Annotated in this window: 20 protein-coding genes and 3 pseudogenes; 8 read left to right on the top strand and 15 right to left on the bottom strand. The window is 56.4% G+C overall.

Annotation, left to right across the window (positions count from 1 at the left end; all coding sequences use genetic code 11):
* Positions 1-202: 202 nt before the first annotated feature.
* A complete protein-coding gene (locus EOW68_RS17645) occupies positions 203-622 on the top strand; it encodes a universal stress protein (protein WP_128226473.1) in 420 nt (139 codons plus the stop codon).
* Positions 623-827: 205 nt separating this feature from the next.
* On the opposite strand, the gene EOW68_RS17650 is transcribed toward EOW68_RS17645, so the two are convergent.
* Complete coding sequence (locus EOW68_RS17650) at positions 828-1,115, bottom strand: amphi-Trp domain-containing protein (protein ID WP_128226474.1); 288 nt, start codon at positions 1,113-1,115, stop codon at positions 828-830.
* 233 nt (positions 1,116-1,348) lie between these two features.
* On the opposite strand from EOW68_RS17650, the gene EOW68_RS17655 reads away from it, so the two are divergent.
* The gene (locus EOW68_RS17655; protein WP_128226475.1) at positions 1,349-2,293 is read left to right on the top strand and encodes a CobW family GTP-binding protein; all 945 of its coding nucleotides are present in this window, start codon (positions 1,349-1,351) and stop codon (positions 2,291-2,293) included.
* Between the two features lie 8 nt (positions 2,294-2,301).
* On the opposite strand, the gene EOW68_RS17660 is transcribed toward EOW68_RS17655, so the two are convergent.
* Complete coding sequence (locus tag EOW68_RS17660; RefSeq protein ID WP_128226476.1) at positions 2,302-2,484, bottom strand: hypothetical protein; 183 nt, start codon at positions 2,482-2,484, stop codon at positions 2,302-2,304.
* A 54-nt stretch (positions 2,485-2,538) separates the two neighbouring features.
* On the opposite strand from EOW68_RS17660, the gene EOW68_RS17665 reads away from it, so the two are divergent.
* Entirely contained in the window at positions 2,539-3,012 is a 474-nt protein-coding gene (locus tag EOW68_RS17665) for a universal stress protein (RefSeq protein ID WP_431359039.1), read from the top strand.
* Positions 3,013-3,158: 146 nt separating this feature from the next.
* On the opposite strand, the gene EOW68_RS17670 is transcribed toward EOW68_RS17665, so the two are convergent.
* On the bottom strand, positions 3,159-3,494 hold the full coding sequence (locus EOW68_RS17670) for a hypothetical protein (RefSeq protein WP_431359047.1): 336 nt from the start codon (positions 3,492-3,494) through the stop codon (positions 3,159-3,161).
* Here EOW68_RS17670 and EOW68_RS19000 point away from each other — a divergent pair.
* Positions 3,454-3,686 (top strand): annotated as a pseudogene (locus EOW68_RS19000) (MFS transporter); the annotation flags it as partial. The gene EOW68_RS17670 and the pseudogene EOW68_RS19000 sit on opposite strands and share 41 nt — an antisense overlap.
* 165 nt (positions 3,687-3,851) lie before the next feature.
* On the opposite strand, the gene heR reads toward EOW68_RS19000, so the two are convergent.
* The 4 genes from heR to EOW68_RS17690 form a co-directional block, all read right to left on the bottom strand.
* Positions 3,852-4,640 (bottom strand): heliorhodopsin HeR, encoded by a 789-nt coding sequence (heR, locus tag EOW68_RS17675; protein ID WP_431359040.1) that lies wholly within the window; start codon positions 4,638-4,640, stop codon positions 3,852-3,854.
* Positions 4,641-5,101: 461 nt separating this feature from the next.
* The gene (locus EOW68_RS17680) at positions 5,102-5,290 is read right to left on the bottom strand and encodes a hypothetical protein (protein WP_128226477.1); all 189 of its coding nucleotides are present in this window, start codon (positions 5,288-5,290) and stop codon (positions 5,102-5,104) included.
* The gene (locus EOW68_RS17685) at positions 5,260-5,607 is read right to left on the bottom strand and encodes a hypothetical protein (protein WP_128226478.1); all 348 of its coding nucleotides are present in this window, start codon (positions 5,605-5,607) and stop codon (positions 5,260-5,262) included. The genes EOW68_RS17680 and EOW68_RS17685 overlap by 31 nt, the downstream gene beginning before the upstream one ends.
* A gap of 532 nt (positions 5,608-6,139) precedes the next feature.
* Complete coding sequence (locus EOW68_RS17690) at positions 6,140-6,421, bottom strand: hypothetical protein (protein WP_128226479.1); 282 nt, start codon at positions 6,419-6,421, stop codon at positions 6,140-6,142.
* A 423-nt stretch (positions 6,422-6,844) separates the two neighbouring features.
* On the opposite strand from EOW68_RS17690, the gene EOW68_RS19115 reads away from it, so the two are divergent.
* The gene (locus tag EOW68_RS19115) at positions 6,845-6,985 is read left to right on the top strand and encodes an antitoxin VapB family protein (RefSeq protein ID WP_489666328.1); all 141 of its coding nucleotides are present in this window, start codon (positions 6,845-6,847) and stop codon (positions 6,983-6,985) included.
* 24 nt (positions 6,986-7,009) lie between these two features.
* On the opposite strand, the gene EOW68_RS19120 is transcribed toward EOW68_RS19115, so the two are convergent.
* The 6 genes and pseudogenes from EOW68_RS19120 to EOW68_RS17710 all read right to left on the bottom strand — a co-directional run bounded on the left by EOW68_RS19120 (position 7,010) and on the right by EOW68_RS17710 (position 10,452).
* Positions 7,010-7,453 carry a toxin-antitoxin system TumE family protein gene (locus EOW68_RS19120; RefSeq protein WP_489666329.1) on the bottom strand — a complete coding sequence of 148 codons (444 nt, stop codon included), beginning with the start codon at positions 7,451-7,453 and terminating at the stop codon, positions 7,010-7,012.
* Between the two features lie 2 nt (positions 7,454-7,455).
* Positions 7,456-7,977, bottom strand: a complete 522-nt coding sequence (locus tag EOW68_RS17695) for a DUF7342 family protein (protein ID WP_128226480.1) — start codon at positions 7,975-7,977, stop codon at positions 7,456-7,458.
* Between the two features lie 1,101 nt (positions 7,978-9,078).
* Complete coding sequence (locus tag EOW68_RS17700; RefSeq protein ID WP_431359042.1) at positions 9,079-9,492, bottom strand: HVO_A0114 family putative DNA-binding protein; 414 nt, start codon at positions 9,490-9,492, stop codon at positions 9,079-9,081.
* The gene (locus tag EOW68_RS19010; protein WP_431359043.1) at positions 9,486-9,662 is read right to left on the bottom strand and encodes an amidase family protein; all 177 of its coding nucleotides are present in this window, start codon (positions 9,660-9,662) and stop codon (positions 9,486-9,488) included. Before EOW68_RS19010 ends, EOW68_RS17700 begins: the two co-directional genes overlap by 7 nt.
* A 46-nt stretch (positions 9,663-9,708) precedes the next feature.
* A pseudogene (locus tag EOW68_RS19015) lies at positions 9,709-9,909 on the bottom strand (hypothetical protein); the annotation flags it as partial.
* A gap of 3 nt (positions 9,910-9,912) precedes the next feature.
* Positions 9,913-10,452: pseudogene (locus tag EOW68_RS17710) on the bottom strand (DUF7342 family protein).
* Between the two features lie 410 nt (positions 10,453-10,862).
* On the opposite strand from EOW68_RS17710, the gene EOW68_RS17715 reads away from it, so the two are divergent.
* The 3 genes from EOW68_RS17715 to EOW68_RS17725 all read left to right on the top strand — a co-directional run bounded on the left by EOW68_RS17715 (position 10,863) and on the right by EOW68_RS17725 (position 14,225).
* On the top strand, positions 10,863-11,267 hold the full coding sequence (locus EOW68_RS17715; RefSeq protein WP_431359046.1) for a DUF5518 domain-containing protein: 405 nt from the start codon (positions 10,863-10,865) through the stop codon (positions 11,265-11,267).
* A gap of 143 nt (positions 11,268-11,410) precedes the next feature.
* Positions 11,411-12,061, top strand: coding sequence for a hypothetical protein (locus EOW68_RS17720; RefSeq protein WP_128226483.1), 651 nt, complete (start codon positions 11,411-11,413; stop codon positions 12,059-12,061).
* 520 nt (positions 12,062-12,581) lie between these two features.
* Positions 12,582-14,225 carry a histidine kinase N-terminal 7TM domain-containing protein gene (locus EOW68_RS17725; protein WP_128226484.1) on the top strand — a complete coding sequence of 548 codons (1,644 nt, stop codon included), beginning with the start codon at positions 12,582-12,584 and terminating at the stop codon, positions 14,223-14,225.
* 441 nt (positions 14,226-14,666) lie between these two features.
* On the opposite strand, the gene EOW68_RS17730 is transcribed toward EOW68_RS17725, so the two are convergent.
* On the bottom strand, positions 14,667-15,008 hold the full coding sequence (locus EOW68_RS17730) for a DUF7521 family protein (RefSeq protein ID WP_431359044.1): 342 nt from the start codon (positions 15,006-15,008) through the stop codon (positions 14,667-14,669).
* Positions 15,008-15,355, bottom strand: a complete 348-nt coding sequence (locus tag EOW68_RS17735; RefSeq protein ID WP_128226485.1) for an ArsR/SmtB family transcription factor — start codon at positions 15,353-15,355, stop codon at positions 15,008-15,010. The genes EOW68_RS17730 and EOW68_RS17735 overlap by 1 nt, the downstream gene beginning before the upstream one ends.
* Between the last annotated feature and the right edge of the window lie 121 nt (positions 15,356-15,476).

The raw sequence follows: 15,476 nt of genomic DNA on the forward strand, positions 1-15,476 counted from the left end.
CTGTCGTCTCTGTCTCCAGTGCTTTGAAAACCTGTTCGACCGTAGCGTTACTCGGTAGGACGGACTTGCTGCTGGACACATCAATTTCGTCCTACCACTTCCTTGTGAAAACTTCTGCACCACCGCCTAAAGACGAATGTACGTTGCTTATCCTGGGACGAGCGAACCACCATTTTATGCACATCCTGAGCGTAGTTACTGTATGATCTCACGAATTCTCGTTCCGATGGACGACTCGGAAATGGCCCAGCGAGCGCTTGAGTACGTCCTTGAGAATCATCCCGGCGCGGAGATTACTGTCTTGCACGTCGTGGGCGGACCGTCACCGTGGGGGAGAGAAGCCACGTCACTTGCTCTTGAGGAGGACATTGAAGAGGCCGCCGAGGAGCGCGCCAAGGAGGTGTTCGATGACGCTCAGGAACTCGCCGCCAAGTATGATGTCGAAATCACGACCGAGGTTCAGCTGGGACATCCGGCTCGGGCGATCGTGAATAGAGCCGACGACTTCGATGCGGTCGTAATCGGAAGCCACGGCGGATCGTTGGTCGATCGACTGGTCGTCGGGAACGTCGCCCAGAAAGTGTTCCGTAACTCGCCCGTTCAAGTCATCGTCGCTCGGTGAGTGGCGGTGACTGAGGCCGATGGACGGACCTCGGGAATCGTCGACTAACGGGATAATGACCAGTCCTACCGCTATCTGTCCCACTCAGTTCAGTTTCTGTCTAAATCGAGTTCAGTGGTAGATACGCGCCTTCCATCTTGCACGGCGCTGAGAACATCTATTAGAACTGGTAGGATAGTTAGCGGTCAATACGCGTGCGGAGTGACTACTCGATTTCTAACTGACCACTTTCGCCACCCTCCTCACCGTCGTTCTCGTCCCATTCGAGTTCGAACTCGATACTTCGTTCAGTCATGTTGCCAGCCGGGCCTTCGCGTTCAGCTTTGACTTCGAAGGTCGGTCGGGCAGGGGGATTCAGCGTTACAGATTCGGAGCCTGCTTTCAGTTCGATAGCGTTGCCGCTGTCGAGATTGTCCGCGACTTTCCGAAGGTACGATGCAATCTCTTCTCGACTCTGGTCGCTCTCTGATTTGAACAGGACTTCTTCAGGCATACAGGAGATGGTACACAGCCTGCACCCATAAATTCGCCCACCATATTGATACTGGTGGCTGTAAGAAATGAACGAATTTCGACCCGACGTGGGGTCGAATATTTTCACGAATTTACAGCCACCAGTATGAGTCGATAGGACTGGCCAGTGTGTTCACACCTGTTGGGCCATCCCCCATTCATGATGTCTGGTACTGAAATCGCTACACACCCGAATGCTATTCAAATTCGCGCTTGAACACCAGAGCCGTATGGAACGTAATCGCGGCATCGGTATCCCGGCCACTGTCTGATCTCATCGTCGACGGCGTAGAGTTCTGCGATACGCTCGTCCTCAACAAGACAGATCTGATCAGCGATATGGAACTCGACGCCGTGCGAGCAGATATCCGAGCGCTTCAGTCAGACGCAACCCTGATCGCGACCGAGTTCGGGGACGTGGAGCCGTCGACGATTCTCGGCAGCGAACGCTTCGATCGCGAGCAAGTCGAACAAAGCGCCCGCTGGCGGCAGGGACTCGATCAGGCTGCCGACGAGAGTGACCAAGCACACCACAACGAAGAGAACACGCACGATGTGGAGACAGGCCACGACCACGAGCACGAGGACGGTTACAATCACGATCAGGAGGGCAGTCACGACCACGATCATAGAGATAGCCACGATCACGGCGACGAGCACGACCACAAGCATCCGCCGGAGGTGTACGGTGTCGATTCCTTCGTCTATCAGTCACCGACCCCGATGCATCCGGAACGACTCGCGGCGTTCCTTCGTGACACGCCCGAGAGTCTGATTCGGGCGAAAGGATGGCTCCACGTCGCCGGCCGATCGGATGTCGCACTGGAACTGTCACTCGCCGGTTCGGAGTCACAGATCACTGTCGCCGGTCGGTGGATTGCCTCGTTACCAGAGAAGCGACAGCAACGGTACCGCGAACGGCGCTACCCGAACTGGACCGACGCGTACGGTGACCGGGAAACACAGCTCGTCCTGATCGGGCAAGCGATGGACGAAGACCGTCTCGAACGAATGCTCGACGATTGCCAGCTCGCCGACGGGCAACTGGGAGACGGACTGGACTGTGAGAACCCGTTTCCGGAGCGAGAAGGGAGACGACTTCAGCTATCGCCGAGCAAAACCCGCGAATTGACGAACACGCAGCCCTCGCAGTACTGAAAGCTATATTACTGCACGATCTGACGAGTCGGCTGCTCTGCGACGATTCGTTCGGCTCCACGACGTGCGCCTGCGATGTTGCCTGCGAGCGCACCGACCGATCCCGCTGCGAGTTTCCCGGTGACGAGGATATTCGAAGACTCCCCGCTCCTGGTCTGCCAGGCGAGCGTTCCATCATCGAGGACAGGCATCCCGCGACAGCCACGAACGAGTGAGAGTGAGCTCGCGAGCTGTCGGACGAACGGATGTTCGAAGACCGGTTGAAAGCCAGTCGCGAGAACGATCCTGTCGACGTGGCTCCCACTATCACGACTACCCGAGACCGAACAGGCCGTCAGCGACGGGCTCGGACTCGCCCGGACTTACGACGCGACGGTTCACGCGCTGTACGTGACCGACGAGAGCGAGTTCTCGGCCGTTACAGACGCCTCGGCGCACGAGCAACTGCGGTCCTCAGCAGAGAAGCTGGGACGACGAGCGACCACCGACATCGCCGAGACGGCCGCCGAGTTCGATCTGACGGTCGGCACGAACTCCGGCAGGGAGCGCCCTACGAGGAGATACTCGACTACGTCGACGAACAGGACATCGACCTCGTGGCGATGGGAACGCACGGTCGGGCCGGAGTCGGACCGGACCTCGGCAGTACGACGCTCAGAGTCGTTCGAAACGCCGATGTGCCCGTGCTGACGGTTCGATCCCGCTCGACGATCCTGTGACCAGGGCCTGGCGTCCGGTACAGTCGACGTCGGACACACCCGCGAGGGTTTCTAGGAGTTCACTCACTGTGCGTTACAGGAGGTCGACGGACAAAACACCCCGACCTCGACCCGAAGCACTGCGGGTCGCCGGAGGTTCCTCGCGTTCAGTTCTTGGAGTCTCGTAACGTCTGTTTCATCCGGTCCAGCATGAGGTGGACGACGAGAGCAAGTCCTGTCGCCGGCCACAGCCCGACGAACTGCCCTCGCTGTATTTCACCACGGACGTAGTAGTGCAGGGCGAGCGCAACGGAGCCGATTGCTGCCATCGCCCCGGGGCCGAGGCCGCTCTCGTCCAGTTCTCGTGCCACTCCCGAGAGGACGATGGCACGGCCGACGACGGCCCAGGAGGGGGCCGACTTCATCGGCGTTCGTGTTCCGAAGGAGTTCGTCTCGGAGGTCCTGACAGCCGCCGTCGGGACGCTGTTGCTCGTCGTCTTCATCGAACTGCTCGGGGTCGGAATCCTCGTTCCGGTCATCCCGATGCCGAATCTTTCGGCGCCAACGAGTTCGTCGGTGCACCCATTCTGGGTCGCCTATCGGACGAACGCGGCCGACGACCGAACCTCCTGCTCTCGTTGCTGGGACGTGTGGTCGTGTGGGTGCTGTGGATCGTCGCCGTGGGGTCCATCGCGCCCGTCGACACACCCTGTCGACCGTCGGAGAGGTCGGTCGGGAGCGAGGGGTCGAGGAGTACTCGAATCGTTCACGGGAAGATACGTAGAAACGAATCGCGGAAGGCAACACACGCTGCCTTCCAACGCGGACGAATCCGCGTCGGTCGCCCACGCTTTCGACGCTCAGATCGGGGAGTTGAGCGTGCCGAAGTACACCTGCCACGCGAGGGCGGACTTGGCCACCAGGCTCAGAACGATGTACGTCTTCTCGCCGAAGAGGTAGTCCTTCCATCGTGAGAGTTCCAAGTACTGCAGGGCCATGTTCAGCGCGAAGAGGTTGAAGAAGACGAAAATCGAGATGTAGATGTAGATGACGAACTCGGGGAATTCTCCGCCGCTGGCCGTCACCGTACCGACGAACGTGATTGCGATGACAATCCAGGGTACGATACCGGCGATGGAACCCACCCAGAACGGTGTCCAGTCGGTTTCGTCGGTCGATTCGTTGCGTTGCTCCATCAGGAGTCCGGAGAGGTTCATCACCGCAACGAGTCCGAACAGTCCCACGAGGGTCCCGAGGTCCCAAACGCCGGCCAGCATGCCGATCACGACGATCATCAGCGAGGCGCTCACTGAGTACTCGTACCAGCGGTAGGGATTCATCCCCCTGTCGAGATACGCGACGTACTTGTCGTACCGGACGGTCGCGATGATGGTGTGTGCGAACGCGGAGATGAAGAGGAATCCCGCCACGAGCAGCGGGAGGTTGGCGTCGACGAACGAAACCGTCTCCGGGAAGATCGTCTCGGTTTCGGGGTCGAACCCGTATCTGGTTCGCGTAACCGGCCACAGGACGTTCTCGGCCAGGATAACCATCGCTAGCCCCTGGAGAAAGTGGAGGACAGCCATGACAGCATTCCACAGTCGGAGCCGGGTGTCACGCGCAGACGTCTGCTGTTCGACTTTGGTCACCGTTGGATTTTTCGTGGACAATGTTCTGTCTGCACTACAATCGGCTCGTAAATAGGTCTGTGGTTGGCCGTGGCATGCTGTGCGTATCCCCGGTGGCGACCCTCCTCGTGGACCCGGCGCTGCCTGTACACACATCGGGTTTCCGGCCGCGAGGCTCTCCTCGGCATCGACGAGTCCGTCCGAGACACTGGAGGGGTTCGGAAGGCCCAGCAAGTACGAGAGCGGAAACGACGGACTGCGGCCGAGGAGGTCCACGACCGTCGAGTGGGACCTGATCATCGAACTCAAAAGTTTCAATCCCGTGCTGGGTTTTCTCTCCGTCGCGACGTCTGGTTCGTCACCAATCCAGCCCCGTTCACGCGATTGGACTGGGTCAACCATCAGTTGGTCAACAGGGAGTTCCGTTCGCTGAATCATTCGTCACCCCCATCAAGTTCTCCCATGTCTCTGATGACCTGCTGCTAGCCCACTTGTTCAAGTGTGACTGCGACATCCTCTCCATCGTTCGCGTCTATGGCGACTTCTGCCAGAAAGCTCTCGGCGTCGGCGGAGAGTTTGTCCTGAATTTCTACGACAGCGTCGTCGTATTCCTCGTAGACCGTCACGTCGTCAGCGACGGTTACGTAGAACCCTTCATCATCGACATCCACAGTGAACTGTGTACCTGTGATTTGTCTTCACCACCCCGACTTCCCGCTCTGTTGGTCGCTGCAGACGGATCTCCACTTTCGATTTCGCCCTCACGAATCTCGAGAACTTGATCGTCTGTGACTTCGTACGGTTTGATCATTCCGTACGCGTCTGGGAGAATACGTTGGTTGATCCGAATAGCAAGCTGGGCCGGCGCTCTGGGGCGGATATCCTCCGGACCACCCCACGAGAGGTACTGGCCGTCGGTCTGCTCTTGATACTTCGTGGCTGTCTCGACGACCGATCGCAGGTTGAGGTTGGTAATGTTGAACTCCAACTCGCTGTAAAGACCCCGACCTGCATTCTGTCGTTTCGTTCGCTCTCGAACAGGCGGCTTGGCAGGATCAGCAACGAACGTAAGATCGAATTCAGACGTCTGTGCAGGTGTGATAGAGATACGAGCGCATACCCCCGCCTTCCCGTGAGTGAGGAGTGTTCCGACGCTCTGTCGGAACCGAGGAGCGAACAGGCGGGGGTCAAGCGGACACTCAGGGGACACAAACCACGGTACTGTGGCCGGACTCGATGACCGACCGAAGGTTTTTGTTGTGGCCCAACATACCGGAAATTGCGACGGAATCGGTGAGACGCCGGCCCCCAATAGACAAGGGGCGGTGACGAACGCGGTCTGTTCGTCACACGGCAATGACATCGATTCCGATGGGGCCTGCGTGACCGGGCCACAGCCCTATAGCGAGGGAGAAAACGAGAGTTTCACCGGTATGCTGCCGGTTCCCTCTGAGTACGGGTTGGAACCGGAACGTCCTGCTTCGGCAGGCCGGTCATCCGGTGGCCGGATGCCACGGCCTTCAGGCCGTGGAGGAGGTCACTTCTTCCAAGCGCTCCTCGGTTACGCGGAGAGTCATCGACGTGACTGTCAGATCTGGTTCGACTGAAATTTTCTCCGAATCTAACACAGTCTCGATCTCGTCGATGATCTGTTCAGGGGCGTCACTCGTCACCGGATTCGATGGTTCTCCGTTCTTCGTGAGTTGCTGGAACTCAAGTTCAAGCCCGTGGTGGGTGCGCTGCTCGCGTGTAACTCCGTACTTGCGAGGCTCCTCGGCGATGGTACCGTTAGTCGTTTCCACACTGCCGTTGGCGGTGATGCTGACAATGCTTGTGCCAAAGTTATCAAAGACTGCGCGCAGGGAACTGGTCAGCAGCGACGGAATATGTGCAGTCTGAGTATACCTGTCGGTCGGAATTTCGCTACTGCTCACCATAATCCACCCCCTTGATTTTCTTTTTGTGTTATCAGCTGTACATCGATCGTTCCGGAGGTTTCATCTCCGGGGAGCATATTATATCTCATTGCTCTGTAGTCCTCTGCAGAGTCCGGTTGAGGGTGTTCCAGCACCCTTGGCCCTTCATGCGCACAATTCCCGAACTCATTCACACATAGATCCATCTCGTATATAAATGCATACAAGAAATTCTATTATACAATACATATAATTATATGGCATAGATAGATGCTTACTATTAAACTCTCTACATCCGAAACTCAGTGCATGAGCGATACGTCGATTCGAGTGAGTGAGGAACTCGCTGATGAGTTACATGATCGGAAAAATAGAGGTGATAGTTATGAAGATGTCATCTGGCGACTCGTCGAAAAAGCGGATGCTCACGAATCAGAGGGTGAAAAATAATCTTTACAGAATTTTCAGAGAGCCTCAGGGTGGATTCGACCGGGAATTCAGCTGTGACGGATCATCTCTGCTCAAAGCTGTCCGCCAGCATTTCAACACTGCACGCGTGACAAGTTCTGGGGGCTCCACATCAATGCACGACTGGACTCGTGAGGAGGCATCTGGCGGTTCATGAAAATGTTTCTCCGGAATATTCGGTTCCGGATGTCGATCAAACCGAAATTGGATTCCATTCTCCTCGAAATAGTGGAAGTGGTAGCAATTCTTCTCTGTCCAGACAATGTCAAACCGTCCAGATGGGCTAGATCTAAAGCCAGCATCGACAGTGATATTCAGGCCAGGCCGTGGACTCAGTCGATCGTCGAGACTATGATGGCTAACAAGTGGTTCAGTATCGAAGAAGATCTCGCGGATGTTGACTAACGCATCGTAATCGATTGGGCCGGTATCTCCTACTAACCCTCCCATGGTTAGGCGATAGCCTTGCGAGCGTCAGAGAAACTGATCGCAGCCTTCGCGAGATAGAGATTCTTCTGAGCAGTCTGCCACGTTGTCTGATCCTCCCAGCCGTCCGTGTCGTCCGGATCTAACTCTTGGGCGAGTTCCATTGGGGATTCGACACCGTATTTTTCCCTGAGTGAATTGACTGTCTCTTTGAGATCCTGTAATTTGGCCACGAGTTCGTCTTCATCGTAGTTCTCTTGCAGGTCAACGACCTGCCTGTAGATATACATTTGATCGTTACGCTTGTAGAGCGTTCCCTGACCGGTCTCAAGCGTCTCAATGAGTCCGATTTCAACAAGATCCCCAAGCGTATCGCGGACAACTGGTTCGCTCGCGTGCGCTCTATCAGCAATCGTCGACGCTGGCGTCGGTTCCTGAATCCGCTGGACAACTGAACGAACCCGTTCTCTCGTGGTCGTCTCTTGTTTCCACTCTTCAACCGCTGCCTCGTTCACATCATCGTACTCTGGTGGTGTTTCGATTTCCATCTTCGAACTCGTGTGTTTGATGTTCGGCTGGAATGCTCTTCAGCCCTGTACATAATATATGATGCCACCCACAAATATATCTTATGCAGGCTGGTACTACCCAAGAAACCCCTCGTTTGCTGTGTCAGGTAACTGGGCAAAGAATACGTGACATCGTAATAAAACGGCGCGGCTCCCTCGTACTCCGTGAGGTACACTCGAAAAAGTGCTCGTGGCGGCGTTCACGTGACGCGGGATCATCAAACCGGGACTGGACGTAGAGGGCGGGGCACTCCTACAGTTTCGGAAAGCGTGTCGCATCTTGTATTGTATTTGGGCGTTACGAGACATCGATCCACAGCGATTGGCGAGAGGGGCGGATGCCTGCATTGTGAAAAATTGGGCCGAAGAGATCAACCATTGGAGAACTCAACTCATCCGATTGTTGACTGTCCTACCGGACGGTGGACTCTCGATCTCACCCTCTCAGTTCACCAACTGGAATACTAACCCTGTGGCAAGCCCCGAATTCGGAACTTTCGGCGGTTCAGACCCAGAAATCGAGAGAATTCGAGCCTTCGCGGTTCGGATTCGCCCGGGACTGTGAGTCCGGAACATACTGGACCTCGACATCTTTTCTCTTGGGTTAGTATATTATACTAACTCCAGCGATCAGAGCGATCACTGCACAACGCTGGCCAAGTCACTTGTTATCTACCGTGGGCATGCCACTGATCATGAGCTGGAGATGTTCGAGAGGATGGACAAGACCTTTGGTACGACGTGTCGAAAGCCGGCTGCCACGATCAAAATATAAGCAACGACAAGTAAACTGAACGCGGTCCGAAAACCGGCCGCGAAATCTACCATATCTGACTGATTCTGCTCTGCCCGATATACTTCCCGTTGGTTCTGACAGCTGAGACGCTGTCAGATATCATAGTGTTTGTTGCGAGTCTTTACCGCCGTCGTGTAACAAGACATCGGTTACATGGCGTGAAACACCGATATTTGTAACGTGGTCACGAAAATTACCGCAACAAGCACTATCAGACTCCATTCTCATGGCCGAGAACATGAGTCTACTTCTGACCGGACCACCGGACGCCTGAGTGTTTGTTTTCACTCTGCAGATCTCGGTTCGCTCGACACAACAAGCGGTTCACTTATGATCGTATCGTGTGCCAGCACGGGCTGTTTTGCTGTCCCATTATCGATGTATCCCACGACCTCGTGCTCGACGAGGAGATCCAATTCTCGGCTTACATTCCCTGGGTTCCTGTCAAGACGATCTGCGAGATCCCGAACCGAAGACACACGTTCTGTCGCCAAGACTTCGATAATTTCCCGGCGTTTCGGTGTGAACACCTCCCTGACTGATTCGTACGAAAGCACCAGCAGATCACCGAATCCGGATCCGGACAACGCCTTTTCAATTTCGAGTCGGGTTTGAACTCGGTTTGGATCAGCCACCTCCCCTGTCCCAGCCACGATCGAGTGATTTGATTGGTTGTCCGCCATAATATCACCTACCATACTGTTGTACTCGGAGACAACACCGTCCGTGTCATCGGGCCACCGGTATCCTGTGTTTCGCTGAGCGGAATGATGCCGTCGCGACTGACAGCCCCGATCGAGGGACGAAGACCGACCAAGTTGGTGACAGTACTTGGACCACGGACCGACGAACACGTATCAGATCCCATGCCGATAACACCGAAATTAGCCGCAATTGCTGCTGCAGTTCCACCTCTTGACGGTGAGTTCTGGTGAATCAGAACCTGTCGGGGGATCAAGGCGGGCTGGATCGAACGTCGCTCGCAGCTGCTTGGCCTCGATATCGTCGGGAATGTACTCGACTGCCGTGATCTGTGGCACACGTTCGAGGACGTCTCGCTTCAGCTGCGCATAGAGATTTGCGTTCGGATCACCACCTGGATGCGGAACAGACATCCGTTAGCTGTTGGCCTCGGCAGGCTCTGTCGTCGGAGCGAGGAAGTCCCATTCGCGGATGGCAAACCCAACGATCTGGATACGCCGCTGAAGGTGCTCCCACTCGCGGGCAATCTCACGGCGACGGTCTTCCCCATCAGCCTCGAGGGACTCGTCGGCGAGCGTTCCGCGAAGCTGGTTCGGTGACTCGACGTCGAATTCGGCCTCCCAGTCGCGGATTTGCGCCTTCATATCGGCGAGACGGTCCGTAAGCTCCTCGACAGTGTGCCCGCTGTCTCGAAGACGCATGGCCTCCTGCATCGCTTGGCGGCGGTAATCAGGGTAATACGTCGTATGAGTCCCGCTGTCGTCACGATGGAGGATCCCATCGTCGACGAGCCGTTCGAGGACGTGCTTGGTTGGTTCGTGTGATCAGCCCGCTTCGGAAGCAATCCAGTTGGCCGTCCGCGGCTCCGACAGTTGCCGGGCGGTCATCCGCACGCGGTCTTCACCCGTAGTCTGGCGTTCCATCAGCCCCTCAGAGTTCGAATCGTCTTCGGTCATACCACACCGTTCGGGCTGTATCTTGATATCGATTGAGGTGATTAGTTTTATATTGAAGTTTGTTCTTCGCCATCGCATTGATCTTGGCTATAAAGTACCAGAGAAGATCTCAAACCCAGCTCTTGGCGGCTCTACCGGAGGGTGCGCCGTCGTAAGGTGGTACCAGTATTTAAAATGTAGGCTCTGTTCAAATCCTATCGGTTCGACACCTTTTCCTCTGAAACAGCCGTTAGTTAGAACTGCTCACTGATCCGTCGATTCAGCCGCATATCAATATGAAAATCCGTATGGATATTTCATAACACGCTCCGGAACGATGTTCTTAGGGTGAGAAACAGTGCAACAGGGTTTTTACCACAAGTTTCAGATATTCGGACATGGTTCGAATTGGCCCCCTCCAATTGACTGAGATGTGGAAGTACGCCCTCATTGGCGGCCTACTCGCAGTCCCGTTTACCGCGCTTGAAGCGTGGCGATCGCCCGAGAACATGACGCTCGGAATGGTCCTCTTCGGGAGCGTGCTTGCCGGCTATCTAATCAAGCGACGTGGCGGGAATAGCACCGCGACCGGATTACGAGCCGCCCTAATTGGGGGATTACCGTTTCTTTGGGCTTTAGGCGACCTGCTTTGGTCGGTCCCAAATATCCCGAATCCGCTATGGTTCCAAGCGGTTGGCGTCGGAATAACACTTGGGTTTGGAGGGGTTATGTTAGCAGTAGTGGCCGTCTCCGGCGCGTTTGCTGGACGCTTCGGCGGCTGGTTGGCAGAACGGCGTGGCCACAGTGGTGCAACCAACGCAGGCGGAAGTATGTAGTACTACTGTACTGAGCGATTCAGGATGCCAAATGGGTGTGCGAACTTTCTATGGCACCCTGTAACTCAGTTAAATTCACCGGATCGTTTCGGGGTTACTAGCGCTCCGTGGCCATTAAGCACCGTCGGACCCTCCCTCGACACATGGCGTCCCTGACTGACCCCCTGCCAGACACCAGCCCTTTGCGCCGTGGGGCCTACACCGTGGGGTTGGTCGCACTGTTCGGCGTCGTGTTCGGTTTTACCTGGTCGCAGGCCATCGTCGTCACAGTCATCGTACTTGTCGGCGAGTCCGTCGAACTCGCGCGTCCGCTGCCCGGACTGGACGAACGCCACTTCCGACTCGCGTTCGGTCTCGTCGCCATGGCTGCCGGTGGGGTGGCCTACTGGGCGCAGGGAGATACGACAGTCGCCACAGTCGGGTTCGGCGGCGGTGGCTGGCTCGTACTGGACGCACTCTACAGCCTCCGGGAGGGCATCCGGTCGAACGACGATGGGACGGTCGACGCCGACTCTAGTGAGGTGCTCCTGTCGATGCAGGTGGGCCACCTCGTCGCCGAGGAACTGAAGGACGGCCCGAAGACCGTCCCCGAACTCGCTGACGCCTGTGACATGACCGAGTCACGCGTCCGCGAAGCACTGGAGTTCCACGAGCGGGCGGACACCGCCTACAGGGACGGCGACCAGTGGTATCTCGACGAGTCGAAAATCGGGCCGTGGGCGTTCGTCCGGGACAACACCCGGCGGATCCTGGTCCGGTTTCTCCGTCCTTTCCGGCTGTTTGTCCCGTCGTGACTACTTGTCGTCGGTCCCTTCGATCTGTCAGCCCACGGCCTGTGGCACGACGACTTTCGCTACGTCGTCCTACTTGCGGTGTAGTTCGTGACCTTCGACGCACTATTCATCTTGCACGAGCCACTACTCCGTCACCTCGGTCCGCAGTCAGCACTTACTACCATTGCGGATGATCGGCTTCTATATCAGTTACGTTCCTGTTTCTCTCTCTCCCGCTACTCGTATTCGGCTTCGAGACCGCTCTGAAATTTTTGCGTTCGTTATCCTGATCGCTGTGAACGGTGTCGGCCTTGTGGTTGGCCACGGCTACAGAAACTGAGCAGAACCGACGTTTCTGGCCGGGAAAATTCCCGACTCTCTTTTGTACGCCTCTCGCAAACAAGTCGTCGAAGACGCCAATGACGCAGTTCCCGCCCAGGTTTCTCACACCGCCGAGTCAACGATCGCTCGTCGCAGAACCCGATAGAATGCCAACGGCGTCGCAACGAAAGATGATCACCACTCGTTCCAGCAAGCGACGATGATAGCGCTAGACAGTCTAGTCGTTGTCCTCGGCGATGCAGGAGCGACCGTGCTGTTGGGCGGTGTCACCTGGACTGTGTTTCAGTCCCGGGACCGACCGAGTGCGCAGTCGTTTCTCGGTGTGGCCTTCGCACTCACGGCCTGGGCAATGTTCGCATTTTGTGAGGGCGTCGCGCAGTTGTTGTCGGTCGGATCGCTAGCAAGTGGGTTCGACATCGGTCAATTGCTCGTCGCGGTTCTCATTCCCGGCCTCTGGACCATCTACGTCCTCTCGTACACAGGGCGGGGCCGTGATCTGACGCGCAGACGGGTCGTGATGGTGGCCGGACTCGTCGTCCCACTGGCTGGTGTGGGATTCTTTCTCCTGACATCCCCGTCGCAGTCGGCTGTCGAACGTGTCGTTGCGTCTGTCGTCGGGATAGAGCTGCTCTATATCGCCGCCCTCGTTGTGTATTCAACGTATCGGCTGGTGTCACACGGGTGGGGGCACCCTCGAATTTCCACAACACAACTGCTCCTAGTATGGGTCGGTGTCGGCGCACCGTACATCGCCAGCGCGGTCAACGACACCGAAATAAAAGGCATCACAGTCGGATTCATCGTTTCTGGTCTCTGCCTCGCTGCTGCCGTCGATCGGTATCCGGTGATGACGCCGTTACCGGAAGCTGATTACGTCGCCCGCACACGCGTCGTCGAAGCACTGCAAGAGATCGTCGTTGTTCTGGACTGGGACGATCACATTCTCGACGTCAACGCGGCGGCAGCACAGACGTTCGACAAGTCGGCGGCCGCGATGATTGGCGAGTCTGTCTCCACCGTCGCCAAGGTACTAACACAGCGTGACCTCTCGCCTGGGTCGACGGGAATCGTTACACTCCAGACAGCTCACGGCCGTCGTCAGTTTCGGTTCAGTGTCTCGGTCGTCGAAGAGACGACCACTCCCGACGAGGAGGCGGTACCGGTTGCCAGAACGGTGCTGTTGCGCGATATCACAGACGAGCAGACAAGAGAACAGCGTCTCACCGTCCTCAACCGTGTGCTCAGGCACAACGTCCGAAACAAACTAGACGTCATCATGGCACATGCCGAGGCGATCGACGACGACGAGCACTCCCAGACAATTCGTGAGACTGCGACGGAACTCGTCGGGCGCACCCAGAAGACACGGCACGCCGAGGACAGCATGACCGATAGCACAGACACACCGGAAACGGTCGATGTGACTGCTGTCGCACGTGACGTGGCCCAGACCGTCCGGCACGAGCACCCGACGAGCGAGATCTCGGTAACGTCCCCGGATGAACTGGTCGTCACCACCCACCGGACGGTGCTCACTCGGGTGCTCGAAGAACTCGTCGACAATGCAATCACACACAATGACGCCTCTGTCCCACAGATCGAAATTACCGTCCGGGGTGGAGACACAGCAGTCGAACTGTCCGTGGCCGACAACGGCCCGGGAATCCCGGAGCGAGAACAGCAGATTCTGGCCGATGGCACCGAGACACAGGCAGAACACAGGCTCGGAATCGGGCTCTGGTTCGTCAACTGGGCAGTGCTCCGACTCGGGGGAGAGCTGGAGTTCGGTGAGAACGACCCGACGGGCAGTGTCGTAACCGTCCACCTCTACGAGTCACGGTGAGACGAACCGCCACAGGATATTGAACCTCTGTCCAAGCTTTTCATCACCACTCACGCCTGTCCGACCGACTGAGACGAACGAGGCCGAACTCCAGACGCTAAGTATCTGCTTCGAGAGGCAGTACAGAGAGTAGCGCAACTGATAGTGTTTGTTGCGGTAATTTTCGTGACCACGTTACAAATATCGGTGTTTCACGCCATGTAACCGATGTCTTGTTACACGACGGCGGTAAAGACTCGCAACAAACAGTATGAAAGAATTTGGCAATACTGAAACGAGTGTCACCCGTTTTATTGTGTATCGTCGCCAGATGGAGATGGTCGTACTGCAAAATTCAGTTCTACAGCCGATCAAGATTGAATTGGGTCAATCCGAGGTTAAGAACAGATTGACAGGCGCTCGAACTACTGATTCGGGGCGGTTCTCGCGAAACTGCTGCGATCAGGCTCGAAGGCCGTAGATGATGCACAGTAGTCCAGCAACTTCGAAGGTCTGGTTGATGCCCTGGACGGCAACGCTATATCCCGTAATTGGGAGGGCAACATACACCAGTGTGAGTCCGATTGGGAGACCAAGTGCCAGAGCAAATCCCAGCGAAACGAATAGCATTGGTCGACTTTGATTACGCCGATAGCCACGGTACGCGATGTATGCGATGACCACACCGAGAACCGCTCCGGCCAGTTCGTACGCCAGGAGCCCAGTCTGAATCGTACCCGAGGGCTGGCTGCTTGTCTGGAGGATAAATTCGCCCGTGATCAGTGGGTTCACTTCGAACATCATTACATCTCCTCAACAAGTCGCGTGAAGCGGTCTTCCATCCGCTCACGGTGCACTATTTCCATCATGAGAGAGCCCTCGGACAGCTCGATTGTGATACGGTCGAGATTCGGTTCGTACACCTGTCGGTGATGTCCATCATCCGGATCTGGCTGAGTCTGTTCGAGGACAAGTCCGGTCTCCCGTAGTCGTTCGAGACGACGGTAAATCGTCGGTCCGGATGCAGTACAGTGCTCTTTCAACTTAGTCGCTGACATGGGTTCCTGGCTCGTTTCAGTGAGGATCTCCCGGGCAGTCTGGTCCTCCAAGAGGCCAGCAACGGTTTCGACGTCCAGTTCATCCTCACTCATTAGCGGTTTTTGGACCAATGGTATTAAACGAGTGACGACTGCTTCAAACCCTGAAGTTCTGCTCGCATCTCTTTTTATACGCTTCCCAAAGTAGTAGATGTGATGATGGGACTTCCGACAT

Source organism: Halovenus amylolytica (genome assembly GCA_004015825.1).
GTDB classification, from domain to species: Archaea; Halobacteriota; Halobacteria; order Halobacteriales; family Haloarculaceae; genus Halovenus; species Halovenus amylolytica.